General features: G+C 61.1%; 21 protein-coding genes. 6 read left to right on the top strand and 15 right to left on the bottom strand.

Features of this window, described 5'->3' with window-relative positions; genetic code table 11:
• Positions 1–39 precede the first annotated feature (39 nt).
• Together PPGU16_RS21335 and PPGU16_RS21330 are read right to left on the bottom strand one after the other, a co-directional pair.
• The gene (locus PPGU16_RS21335) at positions 40–936 is read right to left on the bottom strand and encodes a fructose bisphosphate aldolase (RefSeq protein WP_180724742.1); all 897 of its coding nucleotides are present in this window, start codon (positions 934–936) and stop codon (positions 40–42) included.
• Positions 937–1,099: 163 nt separating this feature from the next.
• Positions 1,100–1,507: a PPC domain-containing DNA-binding protein gene (locus PPGU16_RS21330; RefSeq protein ID WP_180724741.1), complete on the bottom strand. Its 408-nt coding sequence runs from the start codon at positions 1,505–1,507 to the stop codon at positions 1,100–1,102.
• A 176-nt stretch (positions 1,508–1,683) separates the two neighbouring features.
• On the opposite strand from PPGU16_RS21330, the gene PPGU16_RS21325 reads away from it, so the two are divergent.
• Positions 1,684–2,229 carry an SRPBCC family protein gene (locus PPGU16_RS21325; RefSeq protein WP_180724740.1) on the top strand — a complete coding sequence of 182 codons (546 nt, stop codon included), beginning with the start codon at positions 1,684–1,686 and terminating at the stop codon, positions 2,227–2,229.
• Positions 2,230–2,238: 9 nt separating this feature from the next.
• Here PPGU16_RS21325 and PPGU16_RS21320 read toward each other — a convergent pair whose 3' ends face one another.
• Positions 2,239–3,132, bottom strand: coding sequence for a DMT family transporter (locus PPGU16_RS21320; RefSeq protein WP_180724739.1), 894 nt, complete (start codon positions 3,130–3,132; stop codon positions 2,239–2,241).
• Positions 3,133–3,606: 474 nt separating this feature from the next.
• On the opposite strand from PPGU16_RS21320, the gene PPGU16_RS21315 reads away from it, so the two are divergent.
• The 3 genes from PPGU16_RS21315 to PPGU16_RS21305 all read left to right on the top strand — a co-directional run bounded on the left by PPGU16_RS21315 (position 3,607) and on the right by PPGU16_RS21305 (position 7,215).
• Positions 3,607–3,876, top strand: a complete 270-nt coding sequence (locus PPGU16_RS21315; protein WP_007745560.1) for a DUF1488 family protein — start codon at positions 3,607–3,609, stop codon at positions 3,874–3,876.
• Positions 3,877–4,182: 306 nt separating this feature from the next.
• Positions 4,183–5,682 carry a SulP family inorganic anion transporter gene (locus PPGU16_RS21310; RefSeq protein ID WP_180724738.1) on the top strand — a complete coding sequence of 500 codons (1,500 nt, stop codon included), beginning with the start codon at positions 4,183–4,185 and terminating at the stop codon, positions 5,680–5,682.
• Positions 5,683–5,766: 84 nt separating this feature from the next.
• Entirely contained in the window at positions 5,767–7,215 is a 1,449-nt protein-coding gene (locus PPGU16_RS21305; RefSeq protein WP_180724737.1) for an MFS transporter, read from the top strand.
• A 114-nt stretch (positions 7,216–7,329) separates the two neighbouring features.
• Here PPGU16_RS21305 and PPGU16_RS21300 read toward each other — a convergent pair whose 3' ends face one another.
• From PPGU16_RS21300 to PPGU16_RS42700, 12 genes are all read right to left on the bottom strand, one after another.
• Positions 7,330–8,340 (bottom strand): DUF2891 domain-containing protein, encoded by a 1,011-nt coding sequence (locus PPGU16_RS21300; protein WP_180724736.1) that lies wholly within the window; start codon positions 8,338–8,340, stop codon positions 7,330–7,332.
• A 130-nt stretch (positions 8,341–8,470) separates the two neighbouring features.
• Complete coding sequence (locus PPGU16_RS21295; protein WP_180724735.1) at positions 8,471–9,775, bottom strand: NAD(P)/FAD-dependent oxidoreductase; 1,305 nt, start codon at positions 9,773–9,775, stop codon at positions 8,471–8,473.
• Positions 9,775–11,070, bottom strand: a complete 1,296-nt coding sequence (locus PPGU16_RS21290) for an NAD(P)/FAD-dependent oxidoreductase (RefSeq protein WP_180725168.1) — start codon at positions 11,068–11,070, stop codon at positions 9,775–9,777. Before PPGU16_RS21290 ends, PPGU16_RS21295 begins: the two co-directional genes overlap by 1 nt.
• Before the next feature lie 919 nt (positions 11,071–11,989).
• On the bottom strand, positions 11,990–13,561 hold the full coding sequence (locus PPGU16_RS21285; RefSeq protein ID WP_180724734.1) for a DUF3138 family protein: 1,572 nt from the start codon (positions 13,559–13,561) through the stop codon (positions 11,990–11,992).
• 38 nt (positions 13,562–13,599) lie between these two features.
• On the bottom strand, positions 13,600–14,511 hold the full coding sequence (locus PPGU16_RS21280) for an ABC transporter permease subunit (RefSeq protein ID WP_060605626.1): 912 nt from the start codon (positions 14,509–14,511) through the stop codon (positions 13,600–13,602).
• Positions 14,508–15,485, bottom strand: a complete 978-nt coding sequence (locus PPGU16_RS21275; protein ID WP_180724733.1) for an ABC transporter permease subunit — start codon at positions 15,483–15,485, stop codon at positions 14,508–14,510. Before PPGU16_RS21275 ends, PPGU16_RS21280 begins: the two co-directional genes overlap by 4 nt.
• A complete protein-coding gene (locus PPGU16_RS21270; RefSeq protein WP_224030974.1) occupies positions 15,482–16,627 on the bottom strand; it encodes an ABC transporter ATP-binding protein in 1,146 nt (381 codons plus the stop codon). Before PPGU16_RS21270 ends, PPGU16_RS21275 begins: the two co-directional genes overlap by 4 nt.
• A gap of 222 nt (positions 16,628–16,849) precedes the next feature.
• A complete protein-coding gene (locus tag PPGU16_RS21265; RefSeq protein ID WP_180724731.1) occupies positions 16,850–17,971 on the bottom strand; it encodes a polyamine ABC transporter substrate-binding protein in 1,122 nt (373 codons plus the stop codon).
• 89 nt (positions 17,972–18,060) lie between these two features.
• Positions 18,061–19,497 carry an aspartate aminotransferase family protein gene (locus PPGU16_RS21260; RefSeq protein WP_180724730.1) on the bottom strand — a complete coding sequence of 479 codons (1,437 nt, stop codon included), beginning with the start codon at positions 19,495–19,497 and terminating at the stop codon, positions 18,061–18,063.
• Between the two features lie 34 nt (positions 19,498–19,531).
• Entirely contained in the window at positions 19,532–20,866 is a 1,335-nt protein-coding gene (locus PPGU16_RS21255) for a glutamine synthetase family protein (RefSeq protein WP_180724729.1), read from the bottom strand.
• A 35-nt stretch (positions 20,867–20,901) separates the two neighbouring features.
• A complete protein-coding gene (locus PPGU16_RS21250) occupies positions 20,902–21,690 on the bottom strand; it encodes a gamma-glutamyl-gamma-aminobutyrate hydrolase family protein (RefSeq protein ID WP_180724728.1) in 789 nt (262 codons plus the stop codon).
• 306 nt (positions 21,691–21,996) lie between these two features.
• Complete coding sequence (locus PPGU16_RS42700) at positions 21,997–22,203, bottom strand: hypothetical protein (RefSeq protein WP_039901929.1); 207 nt, start codon at positions 22,201–22,203, stop codon at positions 21,997–21,999.
• Positions 22,204–22,662: 459 nt separating this feature from the next.
• Between PPGU16_RS42700 and PPGU16_RS21245 the strand changes: the two genes are divergently transcribed.
• Both PPGU16_RS21245 and PPGU16_RS21240 read left to right on the top strand, forming a co-directional pair.
• Complete coding sequence (locus PPGU16_RS21245) at positions 22,663–23,214, top strand: cupin domain-containing protein (RefSeq protein ID WP_180724727.1); 552 nt, start codon at positions 22,663–22,665, stop codon at positions 23,212–23,214.
• 97 nt (positions 23,215–23,311) lie between these two features.
• The gene (locus tag PPGU16_RS21240; protein WP_180724726.1) at positions 23,312–24,805 is read left to right on the top strand and encodes an aldehyde dehydrogenase; all 1,494 of its coding nucleotides are present in this window, start codon (positions 23,312–23,314) and stop codon (positions 24,803–24,805) included.
• Positions 24,806–24,828: the final 23 nt, after the last annotated feature.

The raw sequence follows: 24,828 nt of genomic DNA, 5'->3' as shown, positions 1-24,828 counted from the left end.
CCGGATGCGCGGCTTCATCAGAAACACCGCAAATATCGCTCAGACCTTGACGGCGGAAGCTTCGTAAATCTCGTCGATGGCTTCGGCCAACTTCGCGTCGAACTCACTGTCGCTCATCTGCTTTTTCAGGTCATTGATGAGTGCCCGCGAAAAGCTCGCGATCATGCCGTGATTCTTTTCAAGCAGTTTGCATGCTTCAGTCCGCGTATAACCGCCCGATAGCGCCACGACACGCAACACCCGCGGATGATCGATCAGCGGCTGGTAGAAATCGGCGACGTCGGGAATGGTCAGCTTGAGCATGACCTGCTTGTCGGCGGGCAGCGCGTCGAGGCCTTTGATGATCTCGTCGCGCAGCGTCTTCTCGGCGCCGGCCTTGTCGGGTGTCTTGATCGACACTTCGGGTTCGAGGATCGGCATGAGGCCGCCCGCATCGATTTGCGCGCCGTACTCGAACTGCTGCTTGACGACGGCCGCAATGCCCGCAGGCGAATTCTGCTCGATGACCGAGCGCATCTTGGTGCCGAAGATGCCCAGCTTGCCCGCGCACGCGATCAATGCGTCGAGTCCGGGGATCGGCTTCATCAGACGCACGCCGTCTTTCTCCGCTTCGAGCCCCTTGTCGACCTTGAGGAACGGCACGACGCCGCGGTCCTCCCAGAGAAACGAAGGTACTGGCTTGCCTTGCGCCTGCCCGTCCATCGTGGCTTCGAAGAGAATCGCCGCGATGACCTTGTCGCCCGTGAATGCGGGGGCGGTGATGATGCGCACGCGCATGTCGTGGATCAGTTTGAACATTTCGGCATCGCCGTTATAGGCGTTCTCTTCGATGCCGTACTGCCGCAATGCGCCAGGCGTTGAGCCGCCGCTCTGGTCGAGCGCGGCGATGAAGCCCGCCTTATCAGAAATCTGCGCCAACATTTTTTCATTTGCCACGGACGTTTCCCTCCTTGAACAACTGATTAGTGACCATGTGTTTCCGACCCGACAAGTGTAAGGCATTGCGGCGCACGCTCCTACACTGTGGGGACGGTGACCCATCGAACAGACAAGCGAAGAACGTTCCAGGCGTGCTGGCGGGCCCGTGTGGCTCTCGCCGCTACCCGCCGCGCGGCCGGTCACGGATGAACAACTCCATGAAACCCGTCTGCGGGTCGGTTTCGCGCGAGAACGCATGATCGGGAAGCAGCGCGAGCAAAATTTCAACGGTCGTTCGTACGATGCAGCCACGCGCCACATGTCCGCCGAACACGCGGCCCTCGGCGTCGGAGACCGACATGTGCAGATGCGCGCCGTCGGGGGCGACGGAACCGGCCAGCGTCAGGATTTCCAGGTCGGCGCGCAGTTCGTTCGGCTGGTCGATGCCGGCGAAGCGCAACTGCGCGACGCTCAGGCTGCCGATGCCCTGAACGACGAACGCAGCCGTCGCGCCGAGCTGACGCACCGTGTTTTCCAGCGTGTCGCGCAGGTCCTGGCCGGGCACAAGGCGGAGAGGATGGGCTTGCATCGGTCGTATCCATTTGACGTTGCGACAGGTCGAGGGCGCGCGTCGATCCTCATTGGCGCGGCCACGCCGCTAACATACAGTACCAGTAAGAACGGCAGCGAAGCCGCAATCCCGTACGCGGCTGCGAAGGAAACCACCTCATCATTCGGACGAGCGCCCGCAAGGCGCGAACTGCAATGAAAGCGCTACTGCGAGCAATCGTCATGGTGGCCTGCTTGGCGGCCGCGATCGGCGTGCTGTTCATTCCGCTGCCGCGCGCATTCGATCTGTCGACGCGCATCGTCACCGTGATGCCTATCGAGCGGGACAACACGGCTGTTTTCGACTACGTGACCACGCCGGCGCATTGGCCCGCATGGCATCCGTCGTCGCTGTCCGTGTCGGGCGCGACCGATCATTCGCTGGGTATCGGCGAGCAGACCACGGAAGAATTTCGCGTCGCCGGGCGGCGTGGCGAGGTCGTGTGGACGGTCGTCGAACGCAAACGCCCCGAGAAATGGACGATCGACGGCACGATAGCAGGCCGCCCAGCCGGCACGGTCAGCTACGCGCTGACTTCCAATACGAACGGCAAGGACGGCACGCAGTTCGAGCGCACCTTCACGTACCGTTCGCCAACGCTCTGGTTCGCCTTGCTGAACGCGGCGCTGCTGCGCGCGAAGATCCAGGCCGAGTCGGACGAAGCTGTCGAGCGGCTCAAGGACGTTCTCGAAAAGCCATAGCGTCAGTCGTCATTCGGGTTCTGTCAGCGGCGCCTTGCGCCGCAGCGCCAGCGCGACGCCGCTCAACGTGAGCGCCATCGCCAGGGCTTCTTTCCAGCCAAGCGGCTCGCCGAGCGCGAGCGCCGCCGCGACGATGCCCATGATCGGCACCAGCAGCATGCCGATCGACGCGATCTGCGGCGGCAGATGTCGCAAGGTCGCGAACCACGCGAGATAGCACACGCCCATCGGCACGAGCGTCATATAGATCAGCACGGCCCAGCCGTCCGCGTGCAGCGACGCGAGTTGCGGGCGCTCGATCAGCAGCCCCGCGACGATCATCGGCACGCAGCCGAGTCCGACCTGCCACGCGACGAGGCTGATGGGCGGGACGGGAATCGGCGTGCGGGCAATCACGGTGCCGAGCGCGAATAGCACGGCCGCCAGCAGCGCGAACGCGATGCCCGCAATCTTGCCCGCGTCGAACGCAACGCCGCGCCCGCCGAGCAACACGACGACGCCCGCGAGCCCGAGCAGCAGCGCGAGAAATTCCACGCTCGACGGCCTGCGCGACAGGACCGGCCACGCGAGCAGCATGGCCCAGATGGGCATCGTGTAGACGAGCAGCGCGCCTTCGCTGACGCTCAGCCATTTCATCGACAGTGTGGAAAAGCCCATCCACGCGAACACATTCGTGCCCGCCGCGAGCAGCAGGCGCGGCACGTACTCGCGCGGCACGCGTGGCCGCTCTCCCACACACACGGCGACTACGGCGAGCAGAACCGACGCCGTCACGCCAGCGACACCGCGCGAAAACAGCGGCGGCCACTCGCGCAGCAGAACTTTCATGGCGGGCCAGTTGAGCGCCCATCCCGTTGCCGTGACCAGCAGATAGACAAGTCCCGTCCAGCGCGGATGCTTCATCGACTATTCGTATGAGTTCTTTTGAGAGCCTCGATCATACGAGTTTCTGCGATCGCATGGATTGCTCTATTAGATGCAACGTGACATATGGCGCAAACGATTGCGATGTATGCTTGACGAAGCGGGCACGCGTTGCGCCGATTCGTTCGCGCGCAAAGTTTTCGTCAGACGGAAACGCTGCGATACGCGTCGTGAAGTTCGCACGAAACTGCTTGCGAAAGCGGCTGTCTGACAGCAGGGGTCAACTGCACGATGGCCTTCAAAATGCGAACATGTCGCACGTTTTTTAATGGTTGCGTGTTGCGAACGCCACGCGCGCCGGCCGCACAAACGTTTGCCTTGGGATGCTTCGAGGGTTCGCCCGAACTGATCGATGCCGAACGGAATGAGATAGTTTGAGTGCGGGAATATTGTCGCCTGGTTCATGAAAGCAACACGAAACACAGGTATATCGCAGTTCACGAGAGGCTGAACATGGAACAGTCCTTAAGCAACTTTGCGCTTTCGACTAACGGCCAGGCCGTGACTTTCGATATCGTCGTGCAAAAGCGTGCGATAGGGTGCGCGATTACGCGCGATGCGCTCGAGCAGCATTTCTGGCTGGAACGCGGGGCAGACGAATCGCATCTGACGAAAGCGTTCGGCAACGGCCTGCGCCGTATCGCCGCCGTCGCCGAGCGCAAGGCGCTCGCGAAGGGCGCGACGCACGTGCTGATTACCGCAGACGATTTCGAATACCGCTAAACGGCCGGCCACCTTCGCCGCGTGCCACTGCGTGTGAGCCGCTGACCATGTAAAATCGCGTGCGCTGCGCGAGAGCCGCGCACATCAGGTGTCCGGCGCGGCCTTGCCGCCACGAGCCTGTCGCCTTTCCATCCCGTCCAACTTTGTGCCCATCCGCACGCCATCTGGCTTGCGGACCGGTCGACGACGCGGCGTCCGTGTACGCCATGTCCGTCATGCACAAGCAGGGTGCATCGCAATCCGTTCACCTGTGCTCCCGCAATTAATCGTTGCGCGAGCGCGCACCCGATTCATTCATACAACAAGATGCAAGATCGCAGTTTCAACGTTTCCCGTCTTTCCTCGCTTCGCGGCGACGTGCTCGCCGGCCTGACTTCATCGTTTGCGCTCGTGCCCGAATGCATCGCGTTCGCGCTCGTCGCGCACCTCAATCCGCTGATGGGCCTGTATGGCGCGTTCTTCATCTGCACGATCACCGCGCTGTTCGGCGGCCGCCCGGGCATGATCTCGGGCGCGGCGGGGTCGATGGCCGTGGTGATCGTCGCGCTCGTCGTGCAGCATGGTCCACAGTATCTGTTTGCGACCGTCGTGCTGGGCGGACTGCTGATGATGCTGTTCGGCGCGCTGCGTCTGGGCAAGCTGATCCGGATGGTGCCGCATCCCGTGATGCTCGGCTTCGTCAATGGCCTCGCGATCATCATTGCAATGGCGCAGTTCGAGCACTTCAGGCAGGCCTCGCCGCAAGGCAACGTATGGCTGCACGGTCAAGCGCTGTGGTTGATGGCCGGACTCGTCGCATTGACGATGGCAATCGTGTACGGCTTGCCGCGCCTGACGAGAGCGGTGCCGCCTGCGCTTGCGGCGATTGTCGGTGTGGGTGTACTGAGCCAGTTGCTGCATCTGCCGACGCGCACGCTCGGTGACATGGCGCACATTGCAGGCGGCTTGCCCGAATTCAGCATGCCAGGCGTGCCGCTCGATCTCGACACGCTGCGCATCATCTTTCCGTACGCCGCGCTGATGTCGATGGTCGGCTTGCTCGAAACGCTGCTCACGCTCAATCTCACCGACGAACTCACGGAATCTCGCGGCCAGCCGAATCGCGAATGCATTGCGCTCGGCGCCGCAAATATCGTGTCGGGCCTGTTCGGTGCGATGGGCGGCTGCGCGATGATCGGCCAGACCGTCATCAACCTCGGCTCAGGCGGGCGCTCGCGGGTGTCGGGCGTGACGAGCGGCGTGATGATCCTGCTCTTCATCCTGTTTCTCTCGCCGCTGATCGAACGCATTCCGCTCGCGGCGCTGGTCGGCGTGATGTTCGTCGTCGCGCAGCAGACGTTCTCGTGGAGCTCGTTGCGCGCGCTGAAGAAGGTGCCGCGCAGCGACGCGCTCGTGATCGTCGCCGTGACGGTCATCACGGTGTTCACCGATCTCGCGACGGCCGTGTTGTGCGGCATCGTCATTTCGGCGCTGAACTTCGCGTGGCAGCACGCGAGCGAGATTCGCAGCGAAACGCTCGACGACGCATCGGGCGAAACGACCCACGCGCCACGCGGCACGCTGTTCTTCGCATCGACCGCGCATTTTCATGCACTGTTCGAGCCGCATAACGATCCTGCCAACGTGACGCTCGATTGCCGCCATCTGCATTGTGCGGATCATTCCGCGATTGCGGCACTGGAAGCCCTGCACGCGCGCTACGCGAAGCTTGGCAAGCGCCTGCGCCTGACCAATCTCTCGGTACGCAGCCGGCGTCTGTTGCAGCGGGCCGGTGCAGGCGTGGTGATGCTGCAGGAAGGCAACTAAGGCCTGCCAGCCGATGCGCGGCTACAATGCGAGCCTGGCCTGCATCCGGAATCGCGGCGGGCCATCGACACAGGAGACAGAACAATGACAACGCAAGACCAGGCGGGCATCCCGCAGCCTGGGACCACGCAGGCAAATGCGCCCGCAGCGTCACACGCCGCCATCGACGCCGGCACCATCAGCGCGCGGCTCGACCGCTTGCCCGCGACGCGCTCGGTATGGAAGCTCGTCGTGATGCTGAGCCTCGGCTTTTTCTTCGAGCTTTACGATCTGCTCTATACGGGTTACGTTGCGCCCGGCATCGTCAAGAGCGGCATTCTCACGTCGACCACGCAGGGGCTGTTCGGCACGACGGGCATCGCGAGCTTCATCGCGACGCTGTTTCTCGGGCTGTTCATCGGCACGATCGCATGTGGCTTTCTCGCGGACCGTTTCGGCCGCCGCGCGATCTTCACGTATTCGCTGCTGTGGTACACGGTCGCCAATGTCATCATGGCGTTTCAGGAAACAGCCACGGGGCTAAACTTCTGGCGCTTCATGGCGGGCCTTGGCATAGGCGTCGAGCTGGTGACGATCGGCACATACATCTCGGAGCTGGTCCCGAAGCATATTCGCGGCCGTGCATTCGCATGCGAACAGGCGGTGGGCTTCATGGCCGTGCCCGTCGTCGCGTTTCTTGCCTGGATGCTGGTGCCGCGCGCGCCGCTCGGGCTCGATGGCTGGCGCTGGGTCGTGCTGATCGGCGCGCACGGCGCGCTGTTCGTCTGGTGGATCCGGCGCAATCTGCCCGAAAGCCCGCGCTGGCTCGCGCAACAAGGGCGCGTCGACGAAGCGGACCGCGTGATGCGGGCACTCGAAGCGAAGGTCGAGGCCGAGTACGGCAGGCCGCTGCCGCCCGCTGCGCCGCCCGTTCCCGTGCCTCCGAGCGGACGCTTCAGCGACATGTGGGTGCCGCCCTATCGCAGCCGCACGCTGATGCTGAGCATCTTCAACATCTTCCAGACAGTCGGCTTCTATGGCTTCGCGAACTGGGTGCCGACGCTGCTGATCAAGCAGGGCATTACGGTGACGACGAGCCTTGCCTATTCGAGCGTCATCGCGCTCGCGGCGCCCGTGGGTCCTATCATCGGGCTCTTCATCGCGGACAAGTACGAGCGCAAGAGCGTGATCGTCGCGATGGCGGCGCTCATCATCGTGTGCGGACTGTGGTTCAGCCAGACGACGGCGGCCGCGATGCTGATCTGTCTCGGCGTCGGGCTGACGCTGGGCAGCAATATCATGTCGTATAGCTATCACGCCTATCAGGCAGAGCTGTTTCCGACCAGCATCCGTGCGCGTGCAGTGGGCTTCGTCTATTCATGGAGCCGCTTCTCGGCGATTTTCACCGCGTTCTTTATTGCGTCGGTACTCAAGTACTTCGGCTCGACGGGCGTGTTCGTGTTCATTGCGGGCGCGATGGCGATCGTGATGCTGGTGATCGGCGTGATGGGGCCGCGCACGCGCGGTGTTGCGCTCGAAGAGATCTCCCGCTGATCGGCAACGCGCTTGTTTTACGGGTTAAAAAACGGAATGGCCAGTGTCTTTGCAGACACTGGCCATTTTTCATTGCGCGGCGGGTTGGTAGCGAACGCCAGGTTCGTATGTTCGCTACGCTTCGAGCGCGAGCGTTGCGAACGTGGCGAGCCAGTGCTCGCCCATGTAATCGCCCGCGACATGTTGCAACGCGCTTTCCAGATGAATGTCGGCGGCTTCGAACAGTGTGGCGCGGCGCGGATCGTCATTCGACAGCGCGCGCGCCAGCGAGCGCTGGCACCACGCGCGGCTCAGGTTCAGCCCGTCGAGATGTGCGATCTTGCCGTCGCTGCGATCCGTGACCGTGGCGGGGACGAACAGCGTTGCGGGTTGACGTTGCGCGAGATCGGGCAGGAAGCGCTCGAACCATCCCGCAAATTCGGCAGGCGGCAGCACGCGGCGCATCAACTCCGCTTCCATCAGCGACGGCGAAAGAAACTCGTCGCCCGACGGCTCCCACGCCTGGCATCCGGCATCGTTCAGATACCAGCGCTTCGCCGTATCGACAACGAGGCGCGCAAGCGAATCGCGTTGTGTGCGATGCGCGAAGTCGAGCGTGAGCGCCAGCGCGAAGGCCGTGTTGAAATGCGTGCCGACACGCAGCGGATACGTCGCCTTCGGCAAAAACTCTTCGAAGCGTTCGACGAAAGCCGACGTCAGCGGCTCGATGGTCTGCGTCCAGCGATTGGCTTGCGGCAGCTTCAGTGAGGCGACCTGACCCGACAGCGCAAGCAGCCACGCCCAGCCATACGGGCGCTCGAACCCGCGGTTATGCGGCAGGTCGAGATAGGCGCGCTCACCTGCGACGTTCTGTGCGGTGAAGTGCTCGTCGACGACGGCGACGATGCGCGGCGCTTCGGGCAGATCGGGAAAGCGCTCGATCAGATGCAACAGCAACCAGTAGCCGTGCACGCACGAGTGCCAGTCATAGCTGCCGTAGAAGATGGGGTGAAGCTCGCGCGGATCTTGCACGTCCTGCGGCCCGGCGAGCGAATGCGTGAGCTTGTTCGGATACTCGCGCGTGAGGTGAGCCAGCGCGAGGCCCGCGAATTTCGATGCGATTTCAGAAGTGAGTACGGCAGTCATCGACGCCTCGTCGTAACGGGTTGTGGGTTACGGTAAGCCTTCAATGCGGGTGTGCCGCATCGAGGGTGAGGTGCACATTCTGCCTTTAGTGAACCCGGTCTGTCATGTGCAAGCCGTGCTGCAATGCGATTCAGAACAGCTCGCGAATCCGGTGATAGAGCATCCCCAGTTCCAGCGCCGGCCCGCGCAGCGCCGGGCCGCCCGGAAAGCGCGCGTGCCGGATGCGCGAGAACAGGTCGAACGCCGCCATGTCGCCTGACATGGCCATTGCAATGACGCGCCCCGCAATGCCCGTCAGCGCCACGCCGTGACCCGAAAAACCTTGCACATAGAAGTAGTTCGGATCGATCGCGCCAAAATCGGGCGCGCGATTACGGGTGATATCGACGAAGCCGCCCCACGCAAATTCGATCTTCGTATCCGCGAGTTGCGGAAAAACGGCGAGCATGCGCTTGCGGATATCGCCTGTCAGTTGCGAAGGCGATGCGCCCGTCGAGCTTGCGCGTCCGCCGAACAGCACGCGGTGATCCGCCGACACGCGAAAGTAGTCGAGAAAAAAGTTGTTGTCGCAGATCGCGGGGCGGTTCTTGATCAGGGCATCGGCGCGCGCTTTGCCGAGCGATTCCGTCGCGACGATATACGATGCAATGGGCGCGATGCGCGCGGCGATTGCAGCGGGCAACACATTGCCGAGCGTCGCGTTGCCGCACGCCGAGACGAAGCGGCAGCGCACTTCGCCCGTCGCGGTGCGCACCACGGGCCGTGCGCCGCGCACGACTTCGAGCACGGGTGAGTGCGCGAAGAGTTGCGCGCCTTCGCGGCGCGCCGCATCGGCGAGACCGAGGCAATACTTGAGTGGATGCAGATGGCCGGATAACGCATCGTAGACGCCTGCCAGATAACGTTCCGACGCGATGCGCTCGCGCATTTCACTGGCATCCACCCACGACAGATGCGCATGACCCCAGCGGTTCGTCGCGGCATCCATCCACGCGCGCAGATCGGGGACGCGCTTCGCTTTGGTCGCGACCGTCATGAAGCCCGGCGTGAAATCGCATTCGATTCCATAGCGCCCGATCCTATCGTGCACCAGCTTGACGGCATCGATCGACAACGCCCACGCAGCGCGCGCGCCTTCGAGTCCGAGTTGCTTTTCGATGATCTCGTCTTTTGCAAAACCGGCGAGCATCTGTCCTCCGTTGCGTCCCGAGGCGCCCCAGCCGGGGCGATGCGCATCGAGCACGACGACGGAAAGCCCGCGTGCGCGGCATTCGAGTGCCACCGACAATCCGGAGAAGCCCGCGCCGATCACGCAGACGTCGACGTCGAGCGAGCCTTCCAGCATCGGGTCGTCCGCGAGCGGGCGCGACACGGTGGCTTCATAGTACGAGTTGCGGATCAGCGCGTCCGCGCGGCGGTCGAGTGTTTCCGTCATCAGAGCCAGTCCTTCATTCGATACCAGGCCATTGCAAGTACGAGTGCGGGGGTGCGCAGCATTGCGCCGCCGGGAAAGTCGCGATGGCGGATTTTACCGAACAGATCGAATCGCGACGCCTGGCCATGAATGGCTTCTGCGATCAGCTTGCCGGCGAGCCCGGTTGTGTTGACGCCATGTCCCGAGAAGCCTTGCGCAAAGTAGACGGTCGGCGCGAGGCGGCCGAAATGCGGTGCGCGGTTCATCGTGATGTCGACGAAGCCGCCCCATGCGTAGTCCACTTTGACATCGGCGAGTTGCGGGAAGGTCTTTAGCATGTCGCGGCGCATGGCTTCGCCGAGATTGCGTGGCTCGAAAGTCGAATAGCTGACCTTGCCGCCCCACAGCAGACGGTTGTCGGGAGCGGGGCGGAAATAGTCGAGCACGAAACGGCTGTCGCAGACGGCGGCGCGCGCGGGCATCAACGCGGCAGCGCGGGCGGGGTCGAGCGGTTCCGTGGCGATGACATAGGTGCCGACGGGCATGATCTTACGGGACACTTGTGGTGCGAGCGCGCCGAGCCATGTATTGCAGGCTAGCACGACGTATTTGGCGCGCACTGTTCCTTGTGCTGTTTCTATTACGTGGGTGCCGTTTTCTGTGCGTATTGTCGTGACGCAACTGTTTTCGTAGATGCGGGCGCCGTTTTCGACGGCTGCGCGGGCGAGGCCTAATGTGTAGTTGAGGGGATGCAGGTGGCCACTGTCCGGGTCGAAAAGGCCGCCGAGATAGCGGGACGATTGCACGTACTGGTCCATGTGCGCGCGTTCGATATACCGATAGCGGTCGTGGTTGAAGCGTGTTTTTGCGTCATCGCGGAAGGTGCGTAGGGCGTCTACGTGTTTGGGTTTGTTGGCGGCCGTGAGGTAGCCCATCGTCAGATCGCAGTCGATGTGGTGCTTCGCTACGCGGTCTTTCACTATGTCTAGCGTTTCCTGGCCCATTTCCCATATGCGGTGGACGTCGGCGTCGGGCATGTACTTCGCGAATGTGTCGATGTCGCAGGCGAAACCGCCGATCAGTTGGCCGCCGTTGCGGCCGCTTGCTGCCCAGCCTACTTTTGATGCTTCCAGCACCGCTACGTTGTGGCCGCGTTCGGCGAGGTTCAATGCGGTGGATATGCCGGTCAGGCCGGCGCCTATTATGCAGACGTCGACGGTCAGGTTTTCATCCAGACGTGGATGGTGCGTTTGGTCGTTGGTCGTTGCTGCGTACCAGGATGCGGTGTGAGGTTGGTTTGTGAGTTTTTCTGGCATTTGGTTTTTTTTGCTGCGCATATGGGTTGGTTTTTATGGCTTTGCGTTGGCATCCGTGGTTTGCTCTTTTACGGGCATCCGCGATTTGCCTACGTGCTTCAAGCGTTGCCCCTGTGCGGGGCGGCACCTACTTTTCTTTGCCGCCGCAAAGAAAAGTAGGCAAAAGAAAGCGGCTCACACCGCCAGCCCGTGTTCCTGCCTGAGGGCCCCCACAGGTTCTTACACTTCACACGGCAACGCGCCTATTCAAGTTTGTTGCCAACGTTCTCTCTATACACCTCACCCGCTTCACGCGCCCGCATTACAGCATGCCGTACCAGTTAGCCCACCGCCGCCCAGGTGGCAAACTGTGTGTAGGCCAAAGTACTCCAAACGCCTCACTTCGGACCGCTAGCGCATGAGCTCCACCCTGTAAGAGCGCTAACTTATACGACGCGACAACCTACACACAGTTTGCCACCTTGGCGGCACAATCCATTCGCTGCCGCTCGCCCGTATGCGGGTGTCTGAAGCGGGTGAGGCTTCCATTCAAAGCGTTGGCAACGAGCGCGAACAGAAGCGTCGCCGTACGAAGCATAAGACCGGTTGGGGGCCCTCAGGCAGGAACACGAACTGGCGGTGTGAGCCGCTTTCTTTTGCCTACTTTTCTTTGCGGCGGCAAAGAAAAGTAGGTGCCGCCCCGCACAGGGGCGACGCCTGAAGCACGCTAACAAAACGCGGATGCCATCGAAAAGCCCCAAAAAACCAAACCAACCAAACCAAACCAACCAAACCAAACCAAACCAAACCAACCGTCGCAGACAAAGCACATACGGCCCCGCACAGGGGCAACGCTCGCGAACCAATAACATCACGCGGATGCCCGCAACGCTCCCTGCGGACCAAGAACAAAAAAGCGTCGCAGACATCAAAAGCACCCTCAGAAAGAGTAAATAAACTGCGTCGCCAGCAAATCATTCGACTTGCTATACGACCCATCATTCCTCAAGAACACCTTCTGATTCGCCCAGTCATGGCGATATTCCACCTTGACGGTGATCTGCTGCGTCGGGAAGAACAACAGATCGAGCGCGACATCCTGACGGTTAGCCCCCTTGCACTCAAACCCAAGCCCACCATTGGCCTGCGAATTGGCCAGGCAGTCAGCGCCGATACCAAAGCCATTATTCACATCCATACCATTGGAATTCAAAGCAATCCCACCACCGCCGCCACCATTCTTGCTATTGACGAGCAAGTCATACCGCACAGTCGCACCCATCCGACCCACCACCGGCAAATTGAACTTGCGATGCGCGAGCAGCGACAGACCATACCACTGCGCCTGGCCGCCGTTATATGCCGCATTCTGCTGCTGGCCATAGTCGAGCTCGGCGTTGTACTGCACGTCCGCAAGCGTATAAGTCGCATCGACTTCGCCAAAGAAGAACGTCCCGCCCGAGCTAGGCGCCTGGCCGCCCACGCCGTAAGTCACGTTGCCCGTCGTCGGATCCACGGCACTCGGTAGCGTCTGACGGCCAATGTTGAACGAGCCGCCAATATCGAGCGCACTCGACCACGTATAGTCGGCGCGTGCGGTAAACGTCGGAATCTTGTTGCTCGTCGTGATCGGGTCGCCCAACGCATTCGTGCCCGTCTGCGTGACGGCACCGTACGTGCGGTACTGCTCGTTGCCGACAAAGAATTTCCACGCCCAGTTGCCCGCCGTATAGTTCGCGCCGACGCCGACGTAGCTGCCCGGATCGGAGAAGTCATACAGCAGGTTGTGCGTGAGCGTAAGCATCTGGTTCGACTGCTGCACTTCATAACCGCCAAAGCTCGGAATCAAACCCGCGACGAAGGTCGTCGAGCCCGTCAGCGGCACATTGACGACAGCCGTGTTCAGGATGTTGTTGCCAATGTCGCCATGCGAGTTCTGCAGCAGCGTGATGCCGTTGCCGCGGTTCGGCATCAACGTGATTTCCGCCGACGGCGCCATCGGCCCGACGCCGAACGTCTTCTTGATGTCGAGATACAGATCGCCGAACGTGCTGTTGTAGTAGTTGTACGCGCTCTCGTGGTTCGCGAACAGGAACGACGACGAACTCTGCGCGCGGTTATAGATGTATGTCGGGTCGATATAGCCCGTCACCGAAAGACCTGCGATCGGCCCCGTCTGCGCCGCGTCTTCCAGCGAGTCGACCTTCAACTGCTGATTCGCGATCTGCTGCTTGATCGTGGTCAGGTCGTCGTTGCTGATATTCGCGGGCGCCCGGCCGTAATCGGGCGACGTGATATCGACAGGGGCGGCGGCCAGTGCGGGCGCCGTGGCCGTGCCCACAGCAGGCTTCGCCGCGGGCGTCGAGGCCACTTGCGCGCGCAGTTCCTTCACTTCCTTTTGCAACGCGTTGAGTTGTTGCTGAAGCGCCTTGATCTGTGCGCTGGTCGAGTCCGCAAACGCGGCACCCGGCAGAGCCCCCGCTACCAGCAGACAGATAAGTTTCTTTCTCATGCAATTTTCTCCTTGTTTGTCGTATTGCGAAGAACTTCTTATGCGTTGGCCGTATCGAGCGTGTTGGTCGCCACGGCAGGGCGTGTGGTTGTCGAAGGGGCATCGGCGGCATCGGCTATCGCGAAGGCCATCTGCATGTCGCGCGTGCGCTTGCGGTCGCGCATCAGCATCCATTGATTGACGACGATCACGCCGATCGTCACCGCCGTGATGAAGAGCGTGGCGAGTGCATTCATTTCCGGGTTCAGGCCGAGGCGCACGCGCGAGAACACGACAAGCGGCAGCGTCGTCGAGCCTGGACCGGACAGGAATGCGGAAAGCACGAGATCGTCGATGGAAAGCGTGAACGACAGCAGCCAGCCGGACAGCAAGGCTTGTGAGATCAGCGGCAGCGTGATGACGAAGAACACCTTGAACGGCGTCGCGCCGAGATCGAGTGCCGCTTCTTCGAGAGACCTGTTCAGTTCCTTGATGCGTGACTGCACGATGATCGCGACATACGAAACACACAGCATCACGTGGCCGATCCACATCGTCAGCACGCCGCGTCCCTTGGGCCAGCCGATCATCTGCTCCAGCGCAACGAAGAGCAGCAGCAGCGAAATGCCCTGGATCACTTCGGGAATCACCAGCGGTGCGTTGATCATGCCCGCGAAGAACGTGAAGCCGCGAAAGCGCCCGAAGCGCGCGAGTACGAAACCCGCCCACGTGCCGATCACGACGGACGCGCACGCCGTCATCAAACCGATCTTCAACGACAGCCACGCGGCCGTGAGCAGTTCGTCGTCATGCAGCAGCGCGCCATACCATTTCAGCGAAAAGCCGGACCAGACAGTGACGAGCTTCGACTCATTGAACGAGAACACGACGAGGCTGATGATCGGGATATACAGGAAGAGAAATCCGAGCGTCAGCACCGTGGCGGACAAAGGCTTGTTCGGCTTGATCATTTCGCACCCTCCAGTTCCTTGACCTGGTAGTACTGGAATACGGCCATCGGCACGAGCAACAGCAGCACCATCGCCACCGTCACCGCGGATGCCATCGGCCAGTCCATATCGTTGAAGAATTCATCCCACATCACGCGGCCGATCATCAGCGTGTCTGCACCGCCGAGCAGTTCCGGTATCACGTACTCGCCGACCGCCGGAATGAACACGAGCAGCGACCCCGCGATAATCCCGTTCTTCGACAGCGGCAACGTGATGCGCGTGAACGCCGTCCACGGTTTCGCGCCGAGGTCATAGGCGGCTTCGAGCAGCGTCAGGTCCATCTTCACGAGATGCGCATAGAGCGGCATCACCATGAACGGCAAGTACGAATAGACCATGCCGATATAGACGCCGATATCCGTGTGATAGAGGCGAAAGGGCGTGTGAATCACGCCGAGCGCGATCAGCGTGTGATTGAGCAAACCGTCGTCTTTCAGAATGCCGATCCACGCGTACACGCGAATCAGGAACGACGTCCAGAAGGGCAACATCACGCCCATCATCAGCAGATTGCGCGTGGCGGGGGCCGAACGGGCGATGTAGTACGCAATCGGATAGCCGATCAGCAGGCAGCAGACGGTCGAAACCGCGGCCATCTTCAGCGAGCTGAGATAGGTTGCGACGTACAGGCTGTCCTGCAACAGGAACGCGTAGTGGCTCAATTGCAGCGCGAAATGCACGACGCCATCTTTGACGCTGACGAGTTCCGTATAAGGCGGAATGCCAAGACGCAAATCGGCGAAGCTGATCTTCAGCACCAGCACGAACGGCAAGGCGAAGAACACCGCGAGCCAGATGAACGGAATGCCGATCACGGTGCTGCGGCCCGAAGGCAGGAGCTTCGCGAGGCTCTGTTTGAACGATGCGAGCGCAGGGCTTGCATTCGAGGCGGCGCCCAGCTGCGCCGCGGAGGTTTGGGCGGGATTTCTCATTGCGTCAGCACCACGCCGCTCGCAGGCGACCAGGAGACGAACACGTCGTCGTTGTAGACGGGCGCACCTTCGCTCATCAGGTGCGAACTGGAGAGATTCGACATGACGGTCTTGCCGCTCGGCAGCCGCACGTGGTACAGCGAATAGCTGCCCATGTATGCGACATCCGTCACGACACCGCGCGCCCAGTTGTGCGCCGCGCCGGGTTTCTCGCGCGTCACGCGCACGCGCTCGGGGCGCACCGAAATGCCGACAGGCATGCCGAGCGGTCCCGTTACGCCGTGACTCACGTACATGCGTGCTTCCAGGTCTTCGCTTTCGACGAAGATGTGATCGGGTTCGTCTTCGACGACCACGCCTTCGAACAGATTGGTCGAGCCGATGAACTCGGCGGAAAAGCGGCTATTCGGGAACTCGTAGACCTGCGAAGGCGAGCCGATCTGCACGATGCGGCCTTCGCTCATGACGGCGAGGCGGCTCGCCATCGTCATCGCTTCTTCCTGATCGTGCGTGACCATCACACAGGTGACATCGACTTTCTCGATGATGTTCACGAGTTCGAGTTGAGTCTTCTGCCGGATCTTCTTGTCGAGCGCGGACATCGGCTCGTCGAGCAGCAAAAGCTTCGGGCGTTTGACGAGCGAGCGCGCCAGTGCGACACGCTGCTGCTGGCCGCCCGACAACTGATGCGGCTTGCGCCTGGCGTACTTCGTCATCTGCACGAGATTCAACGCATCGGCGACGCGCTCCCTGATCTCGTTCTTCGGCGTGCCTTCCTGCCTGAGGCCGAACGCGACATTCGATTCGACCGTCATATGCGGGAAGAGCGCATACGACTGGAACATCATGTTCACGGGGCGTCGATAGGGCGGCAAGGTCGCGAGATCTTCTCCGTCGACAAAGATCTTGCCGGACGTGGCCGTCTCCAGGCCCGCCAGCATGCGCAACAGCGTGGACTTGCCGCAGCCCGAACTGCCGAGCAGCGCGAACAGCTCGTTCTTCGCGATGCTCAGGTTGACGTTGTCGACAGCCGTGCTGTCGCCGAACTTCTTCACGACGTTCTCGATGCGGACGAACTCGTCCGTTTTCGTCTTCGTCGTTGCGGGCTGCGTGGCCGCTTTCGCTGCTTGCGTGGTGTGCATCGTATTCATATCTGACCGTTCTTTGCGGATCGCAGGCACGAACGGGCCCTGGCGAGGCGCGCGAAGCGCTCGCAGAGGTCGTGCTGCAATCGGGGAAACATGGGGCTGCGCGCAAGACGCAGACTGACTGCGCTACTGCTCTACGAAGAGGGATCGAGCGATCCCTCTTCGCTTCATTCAGTTCCCTTTCATGTCCCTGAAAACCGGCGTTGGCTCACACGTTCAATGACCGGTTTTCAGTTGTGCCCACAGGCGGTTTTCGAGCCGCAGAATTTCCGTCGGCATCGGTTTCATCAGCGTCATCTTTGCGATCACGTCGTCGGCCGGATAGACCGTCTGATCCTGCGCGACAGCCGGGGTGACGAACTGGCGCGCGGCGCGATTGGCGGTGGGGTAGAACACTTCGTTGGTAATGGCTGCATTGTTCTTCGCGTCCGAAATGAAGTTGATCCACTTCATCGCGGCTTCGGGATGCGGCGCATCCTTCGGCACGACCATCACGTCGAACCACAGCAGGCCGCCTTCCTTCACGTTCGAGAACTTGACTTCATACGAGCGCTTCGCTTCCTGCGTGCGGCGTCGGGCGATGCCGACGTCGCCCGACCAGCCGACCACCACGCACACATCGTTGTTCGCGAGGTCGTTGATGTAGCCCGACGAATTGAACTGCGTGATGTACGGGCGGACTTTCTTCAGCACTTCAAAGGCGGCCTGATAGTCGCCGGGATTCGTGCTGTTCGGGTCCTTGTGCATGTATTGCAGCGTCGCGGCGAATACGTCGACGGCCTGATCGAGGAACGACACACCGCAACTCTTGAGCTTCGACATGTTGGCGGGATCGAACACGAGCGCCCAGCTGTCGACGGGCGCATTCGCGCCGAGTACCTTCTGCACGGCCTGCACGTTGTAGCCAATGCCGTCCGTGCCGTACGCCCACGGCACGCCGTACTGGTTGCCCGGGTCGGCGTCGGAAATCATCTTCATCAGCGTCGGATCGAGATTCTTCAGATTCGGCATCTGCGATTTGTCGAGCTTCTGATAGACGCCGGCCTGAATCTGCTTGGCCATATAGTTCGACGTCGGCACGACGATGTCGTAGCCCGAGCTGCCTGCGAGCAGTTTGGCCTGCAACGTGTCGTCGCTGTCGTAGTTGTCGTACTTGACCTTGATGCCCGTCTGTTTCTCGAAGTTCGGAATCGTGTCCTTCGCGATGTAGTCGGACCAGTTATAGACGTTCAGTTCGGTATCGGCCGCCTGCGCTGCCGTTCCCGACAGCGCGGCAATGCCCGTCACGACTACCAGCGCGGCCCCCGCGACCGCATGACGAAGATGACAAACGCTCATGTTGATTTCCCTTGAAGGTAAAAGTCCGGCATGAGCGTGTGTCGCGTTGTCGATGCGTCACGGCGCCCGCGCCGGTGGTCTGACTGCCGTTACGAAAGCCCTAGCTGTTGTGCAGTTGCGTCGATGGCTTTTTTCGCCTTCGCGACGATCTCGTCGATTTCGTTCTTCGTGACGACGAGAGGCGGCGAGAGCAGCATGCGGTCGCCCGTGGCGCGCATGATCAGGTTGCCGTTGAAGCAGAAGTCGCGGCAAATCGTGCCGACGTCGCCGCCATTCTCGAAGCGCTTTCTGGTCTTCGGGTTCTGCGCGAGCTGAATGCCCGCAACGAGACCCGCGCCCGCGATTTCACCGACGATGGGATGATTCGCGAATGTCTCGCGCAGCGACTGCTGGAAATACGGGCCCGTTTCATTCTTCACGCGCTCGACGATCTTCTCGTCGCGCAACAGCCGCAGATTCGCGACGGCGACAACGGCGGCCACGGGATGGCCGGAATAGGTGAGCCCGTGATTGAACTCGCCGTTCTCGATGATCGCTTTGGCGATTCGGTCATGCAGGCCGACGGCGCCCATCGGGATATAACCGCTCGTCAGGCCCTTCGCCATCGTGATGAGGTCCGGTTCGAAGCCGAAATGCTGATGCGCGAACCATTCGCCCGTGCGGCCGAAGCCGCCGATCACTTCATCGGCGACGAGCAGCACGTCGTACTTGCGGCAGATGCGCTGGATTTCCGGCCAGTAGGTGGAAGGCGGGAAGATCACGCCGCCCGCTCCCTGGAAAGGCTCACCGATAAACGCAGCGACATTCTCCGGTCCAAGTTCGAGAATTTCCGTTTCGAGCTGGCGCGCGCGCTCGAGGCCGAATGCTTCCGGCGTCATGTCGCCGCCTTCACCGAACCAGTACGGCTGGTCGATATGTACGATGTGCTCGACCTGCGAAGGCATCTGCTCGTGCATATAGCCCATGCCGCCCAGCGTGCCGCCCGCGATCGTCGAACCGTGATAGCCGTTCTTGCGCGAAATGACGAACTTCTTCAGCTTCTGTCCTTGCGTCGCCCAGTACTGGTGAACGATACGCAGCACCGTGTCGTTGCCTTCCGATCCGCTATTGCAATAGAAGAAGTGGTTGAACGGCGCAGGCGTCAATTCGGCGAGCAAAGCCGACAGTTCGATCACGGGCGGATGCGTGGTCTTGAAGAACGTGTTGTAGAAGGGCAGTTCCTGCAACTGCCTGTACGCTGCGTCCGCGAGTTCTTTGCGACCATAGCCGACGTTTACGCACCACAGTCCCGCCATGCCGTCGATGATCTTGTTGCCATCGGAGTCCCACAGATAGACGCCTTCCGCCTTGACGATCACGCGGCTGCCGGCGCGATTGAGCGCGCCCATATCGGAGAACGGATGGATATGATGCGCGGCGTCGAGCGCGCGGTATTCGGCCGTGCTGCGCTGCTGTTGTGAAGTACTTGCCTTCGCGGCCGGTTGCGCGGGCTGCACGTAAGCGATTTCTTCTGTTCTGAAACTCATGTTGCCTCCAGTTGTTCTGCAGATGACGCCGGACTCAGACGTGCAGCAGCAAATGCTTGCGTTCCCACGAACTGATCACGCGGAAAAACGCTTGGTATTCGGTTTCCTTCAGCGCGAGATACGCCTTGATGAACTGTTCGCCCATGATTTCTGACAGCGGCTCGCACGCGCCCATCAACGTGAGTCCTTCTTCGAGATTGCGCGGCAACTGGTATGGCAATTCATAACCGTCGCTGGTGAGGGGCTCCGTCGGCGTGAGTCGCTGGGTCATGCCGAGATAGCCGGCCGCGAGCGTGCCCGCAATCGCGAGATACGGATTGCAGTCCACACCCGGAATGCGGTTTTCGATGCGCCGCGCCTGCGGGCCCGAATGCGGAATGCGGAAGCCGACCGTACGATTGTCGTAACCCCATTGCACGTTGATCGGCGCGGCCATGAAGCGCGACAGCCGCCGATACGAATTGATGTAAGGCGCGAAGATCGGCATCAGCGCGGGCGTGTACTTCTGCAGGCCGGCGATGTACTGATTGAAGAGATCCGTCGGCTTGCCGTCGCTGCCCGTGAACAGGTTCTGGCCCGTCTCTTCATCGACGAGGCTTTGGTGCACGTGCATCGCGGAACCGGGTTCGTTCTCCATCGGCTTCGCCATGAACGTCGCGTACATGTGGTGGCGCAACGCCGCTTCGCGCACCGTGCGCTTGAAGAGAAACACCTGGTCAGCGAGCTTGAGCGGATCGCCGTGCAGGAAGTTGATCTCCATCTGCGCGGCGCCGACTTCGTGAATCAGCGTGTCGACTTCGAGTTCCTGGATGTCGCAGTACTCGTAGATATCTTCGAAGAGCGGATCGAATTCGTTCACGGCTTCGATCGAATACGCCTGGCGTCCTGTTTCGGGACGGCCCGTGCGGCCGACGGGCGGTTGCAAGGGCAGGTCCGGGTCCTTGTTCATGTCGACCAGATAGAACTCCAGCTCCGGCGCGATGACGGGCTTCCAGCCCTTGGCCTTGTACAGATCGAGCACGTGACGCAGCACGCGGCGCGGCGAGATCGCGACGGGCGTGCCGTCGAAATGCACGCAGTCGTGAATCACCTGCGCGGTGGGATCGACGGCCCAAGGAATGATGCGGATCGTCGACGGATCGGGTACGCACACCATATCGGGGTCGGTGACGCCCGTGAGCGAGCCGTCTTCGGGATATTCGCCCGTCACCGTCTGGATCATCACGGCTTGCGGCAGGCGCATGGATTCGCCGGATTCGAACTTGCTGCGCGGAATGATCTTGCCGCGCGCAATCCCCGCCATATCGGGAATGATCGCTTCGATTTCGGTGATGTGATGCTTCTTCAGAAACTCGTCAATGTCTTGCATGATCGTTCTCTCTGTTTTTTTGCGCAGAACGGGGATCAGACATGTGCGCTTGCAGCCGCTGCCGAACCCGTCCTCATGCGCATTCGATCGCGGCACGCCGCGCCGAACGCATGGAAGATCGCTGTCGATAGCGCGTCGCTCGCGTGCTTCCATTCCGGGTGCCATTGCACACCCAGCATGAAGGCGCGCGCATTCGTCACGCTGATCGCTTCGATCAAACCGTCCGGCGCGTGGGCTTCGACCGTGAGGCCGTCGCCGAGCCGCTCGACGCCCTGGCCGTGCAGTGAGTTCACGCGCACTTCGCTTGCGCCGCCGGCGAGCTTCTGCAACAGCCCGCCTTGCAGTAGATGCAGCGCATGCGAAGGCCCGTACTGCACGTCGAGGGCGTCTTCCTTGTTCTCACGGTGGTCGTCGTAACCTTCCACCGTTTGAACGCTTTGATGCAGCGTTCCACCGAATACGACATTCATTTCCTGAAAGCCACGGCAAATAGCAAGCACCGGGATGCCTGCGTCGATGGCGGCGCGCATCAGCGGCAGCGTCGTCGCGTCGCGTGCGGCGTCGTGCAGCGTGCCGGGTGCGCTCGCGTGACCGCCATAACGATGCGGCTCGACATTCGAATAGCTGCCCGTAAACAACAGGCCATCGATATGCGCGAACAGATCTTCCGGCGCCTGTCTGTCGCCTAACGCGGGCAGCAGCATCGCAAGCGCTTGCGCGCCGTCGACAATGGCCGCGATGTACTTCTCGCCGGCCACATGCGAAGGATGCAGACCCATCATCGTTCTGTCGGCCGTGACGCCGACTAAAGGTTTCGTTTGCATGACTAACTGGTATTCGTCGTTGACTGCGGGAACGCGGCAAATCGTGGTGTGCGTACGCGCGGCACGATGCCGCAGCCATGCGCAGAGCGCAAAGCTACTGGAAGCGTGCTTGCGTGGCAGCGTCGTCAGCGGATCGCGCCGCGCGTAGCAAACAGATACGCTGTCTGGTTCGCTCCGCTGCGTCCAATCGCAGGCGTGCAACGGCGCGTGTCCAGCTTAGGGACGAGCGCGACCGAACACGCGGCGCGATAACGCGCGCGAAGCATCGACCCGCAAGCGGGCCAGACAGCGGCAGATGGAAAGGCGCTAGGGCAAGAGCGATGCGACTTCATCGGTATGAACCGCGATGAAGGCACGCGCTGAAATGGAGTTGTGACGACGGACGGAACGGCGCGACAGGATCGTGAAGACGGACAGAAAGCGGCGAAACGCAAGCCTGCCGTTGCTGCCGTCGGCGATGGCGTTGTCAGCGCGAAGACACCTCGCGAACTGACTACGATCCCACCTAACCAAAGGGCCTCGGACTCTCACGATTACACTCGACTGGCACGTTGAAAGTATTGAACGCCTTGTTCAAAAAAACGCAGGAGGCGTTTAAAGAAACGGGACGTCAGGTTGTTATTCGAATCGCATCGAAACGGGATTCTTCACTCGCCACATCCGGTTGAATCGAACGATTGCAGCGAGAAATCTATCCAATGCGAATCAGGAAACATCAACCTGTAGTTCAGGATATACGAGTCAAAAAGGCCGTCAAAGTCTTTTTACGAATCTTTGATGAGGGCTTACCCTGAGCTATCTATGCGCAATAAAGTCAACTTTGAAGCCCATAGATGCGTAAAAATTTCGTTTCGCTTTCAGGGTTTTCCCCAGAAGCGGTCAATTTAAAGTGATTAGAATATTCAACACACGCGCGTGCTATTCGTATGCGGCTCTTTTCGTGAAGTGCTACCCGTTTCCATGAGTGAATCGATGTCAATTGAAGTGGCAACCCGTCTGCAGTACATCCGTAAAAAGCACGGTCTCTCGCAGCGGGAACTGGCGAAACGGGCGGGCGTGACGAACGGCACGATTTCGCTGATCGAGCAGAACCGCGTCAGTCCTTCTGTCGGCTCGCTGAAGAAGTTGCTCGAATGCATACCAATGAGTCTCGCTGAATTCTTCACATTTGAAATCGAGGCCGACCGCACCGTGGTGTCGCGGCGCGCGGAGATGCCGAACCTCGGCAACGAGCAGATCGAGTTCTATCTGGCGGGCGCGAGTGTGAAGGATCGCAACATGGGCATCATGCGCGAGGTGTATCAACCACTCGCGGATACGGGCCCGGAAATGCTGCAGCACGCAGGGCACGAGGGCGGCGTCGTGGTCAGCGGTCAACTCGAATTGACCGTCGACAACACGACGTGGCTGCTCGACCCCGGCGACAGCTATTACTTCGAAAGCCGTTTACCACATCGTTTTCGCAATCCCAGCGCGCAGCAGGTGTGCGAAGTCGTGTCGGCCAACTCGCCGCCCACTTTCTGATTTTTTCGCACGCCGCTTCGCGTCAACGCGTTTCGCGCAGCATCGCATCGCGCATGCCGGATGCGCTGCGCTGGACGCATAACATTGAGGCATCCTGATGGACAAGACGACATTGGCTTACTGGCAGGAAAAGGCAGCGACGCTCGCAATCGAAGGGCGCGCGTTTATCGACGGCGAGTATCGGACGGCGGAAAGCGGGCGCACGTTCGATTGCGTGAGTCCTATCGACGGCAAGGTACTGGTGAAAGTCGCCGATTGCGGCGAGGCCGACGTGAATGCAGCCGTACGCGCCGCGCGGCATGCATTCGACAAAGGCGTATGGTCCGGCCTCAATCCGCGTCAGCGTAAAGCGAAGCTGCTCAAATGGGCGGCGCTGATGCGTGAGCATCTCGACGAACTCGCGCTGCTCGAAACACTCGACGCGGGCAAGCCGATCGGCGATACGACGAGCGTTGACGTACCGGGCGCGGCGTATTGCGTCGAATGGTTTGCGGAAGCGATCGACAAGGTGGGCGGCGAAGTCGTTCCCGCCGATCATCACCTGGTCGGTCTTGTGACGCGCGAGCCGCTCGGCGTCGTCGCTGCCGTGGTGCCGTGGAATTTTCCGATCCTGATGGCATCGTGGAAATTCGGCCCCGCGCTCGCGGCGGGCAATAGCGTCGTGCTCAAGCCTTCGGAGAAGTCGCCGCTGACGGCGATACGCGTTGCGCAACTCGCACATGAAGCGGGCATTCCTGCAGGCGTGTTCAATGTGGTGCCGGGCGGCGGCGAGCCGGGCAAGCTGCTCGCACTGCATCATGATGTGGACTGTCTCGCGTTCACGGGTTCGACGAATGTCGGCAAGCTCATCATGCAATACGCGGGGCAATCGAACCTGAAGCGCGTGTGGCTGGAACTGGGCGGCAAATCGCCGAACATCGTGCTGCCTGATTGCCCGGACCTGGATCGCGCGGCAAAGACGGCAGCGGGGGCGATCTTCTACAACATGGGCGAGATGTGCACGGCGGGTTCGCGTCTGCTCGTGCATCGCGACATCAAGGACGTGTTTCTCGACAAGCTGGTCGCGGCGGCGCGCAGCTATGCACCGGGAAATCCGCTCGACCCGAAGACGTCGATGGGCGCGATCGTCGATCAGGTGCAACTCGATCGCGTGCTCGGTTATATCGAAGCAGGGCGCGCCGAAGCGAAGCTCGTGCACGGCGGCACGCGCGTACAGCAGGAAAGCGGCGGCTTCTATATCGAACCGACGGTTTTCGATGTGTCGACGCCCGATGCAAAGATCGCGCGTGAAGAGATCTTCGGGCCGGTGCTGTCGGTGATCACCTTCGATACGATCGACGAAGCCGTGAAGATCGCCAACGACAGCGATTACGGTCTCGCCGCCGCCGTGTGGACAGCCAACCTGACCACCGCGCATGAAGTGTCGCGGCGTCTGCGCGCGGGCACCGTGTGGGTCAACTGCTATGACGAAGGCGGCGACATGAACTTCCCGTTCGGCGGCTACAAGCAGTCGGGCAATGGACGCGACAAGTCGCTGCATGCGCTCGAAAAGTATACGGAGCTGAAGTCGACGCTGGTGCGCTTGCGCTGAGCGGAATGCGGCGCGCGTCGCCG

The organism is Paraburkholderia largidicola (genome assembly GCF_013426895.1).
In the GTDB taxonomy this organism is placed as follows: Bacteria; Pseudomonadota; Gammaproteobacteria; order Burkholderiales; family Burkholderiaceae; genus Paraburkholderia; species Paraburkholderia largidicola.
This window is presented reverse-complemented; position numbering and strand designations above follow the sequence as displayed.

What these genes read in the sequence shown, in the direction of transcription:
- PPGU16_RS21330 (WP_180724741.1), bottom strand. Translation starts at nt 1,507, where the DNA reads ATGCAAGCCCATCCTCTCCGCCTTGTGCCCGGCCAGGACCTGCGCGAC.
- PPGU16_RS21325 (WP_180724740.1), top strand. Translation starts at nt 1,684, where the DNA reads ATGAAAGCGCTACTGCGAGCAATCGTCATGGTGGCCTGCTTGGCGGCC.
- PPGU16_RS21320 (WP_180724739.1), bottom strand. Translation starts at nt 3,132, where the DNA reads ATGAAGCATCCGCGCTGGACGGGACTTGTCTATCTGCTGGTCACGGCA.
- PPGU16_RS21315 (WP_007745560.1), top strand. Translation starts at nt 3,607, where the DNA reads ATGGAACAGTCCTTAAGCAACTTTGCGCTTTCGACTAACGGCCAGGCC.
- PPGU16_RS21310 (WP_180724738.1), top strand. Translation starts at nt 4,183, where the DNA reads ATGCAAGATCGCAGTTTCAACGTTTCCCGTCTTTCCTCGCTTCGCGGC.
- PPGU16_RS21305 (WP_180724737.1), top strand. Translation starts at nt 5,767, where the DNA reads ATGACAACGCAAGACCAGGCGGGCATCCCGCAGCCTGGGACCACGCAG.
- PPGU16_RS21300 (WP_180724736.1), bottom strand. Translation starts at nt 8,340, where the DNA reads ATGACTGCCGTACTCACTTCTGAAATCGCATCGAAATTCGCGGGCCTC.
- PPGU16_RS21295 (WP_180724735.1), bottom strand. Translation starts at nt 9,775, where the DNA reads ATGACGGAAACACTCGACCGCCGCGCGGACGCGCTGATCCGCAACTCG.
- PPGU16_RS21290 (WP_180725168.1), bottom strand. Translation starts at nt 11,070, where the DNA reads ATGCCAGAAAAACTCACAAACCAACCTCACACCGCATCCTGGTACGCA.
- PPGU16_RS21285 (WP_180724734.1), bottom strand. Translation starts at nt 13,561, where the DNA reads ATGAGAAAGAAACTTATCTGTCTGCTGGTAGCGGGGGCTCTGCCGGGT.
- PPGU16_RS21280 (WP_060605626.1), bottom strand. Translation starts at nt 14,511, where the DNA reads ATGATCAAGCCGAACAAGCCTTTGTCCGCCACGGTGCTGACGCTCGGA.
- PPGU16_RS21275 (WP_180724733.1), bottom strand. Translation starts at nt 15,485, where the DNA reads ATGAGAAATCCCGCCCAAACCTCCGCGGCGCAGCTGGGCGCCGCCTCG.
- PPGU16_RS21270 (WP_224030974.1), bottom strand. Translation starts at nt 16,627, where the DNA reads ATGCACACCACGCAAGCAGCGAAAGCGGCCACGCAGCCCGCAACGACG.
- PPGU16_RS21265 (WP_180724731.1), bottom strand. Translation starts at nt 17,971, where the DNA reads ATGAGCGTTTGTCATCTTCGTCATGCGGTCGCGGGGGCCGCGCTGGTA.
- PPGU16_RS21260 (WP_180724730.1), bottom strand. Translation starts at nt 19,497, where the DNA reads ATGAGTTTCAGAACAGAAGAAATCGCTTACGTGCAGCCCGCGCAACCG.
- PPGU16_RS21255 (WP_180724729.1), bottom strand. Translation starts at nt 20,866, where the DNA reads ATGCAAGACATTGACGAGTTTCTGAAGAAGCATCACATCACCGAAATC.
- PPGU16_RS21250 (WP_180724728.1), bottom strand. Translation starts at nt 21,690, where the DNA reads ATGCAAACGAAACCTTTAGTCGGCGTCACGGCCGACAGAACGATGATG.
- PPGU16_RS21245 (WP_180724727.1), top strand. Translation starts at nt 22,663, where the DNA reads ATGTCAATTGAAGTGGCAACCCGTCTGCAGTACATCCGTAAAAAGCAC.
- PPGU16_RS21240 (WP_180724726.1), top strand. Translation starts at nt 23,312, where the DNA reads ATGGACAAGACGACATTGGCTTACTGGCAGGAAAAGGCAGCGACGCTC.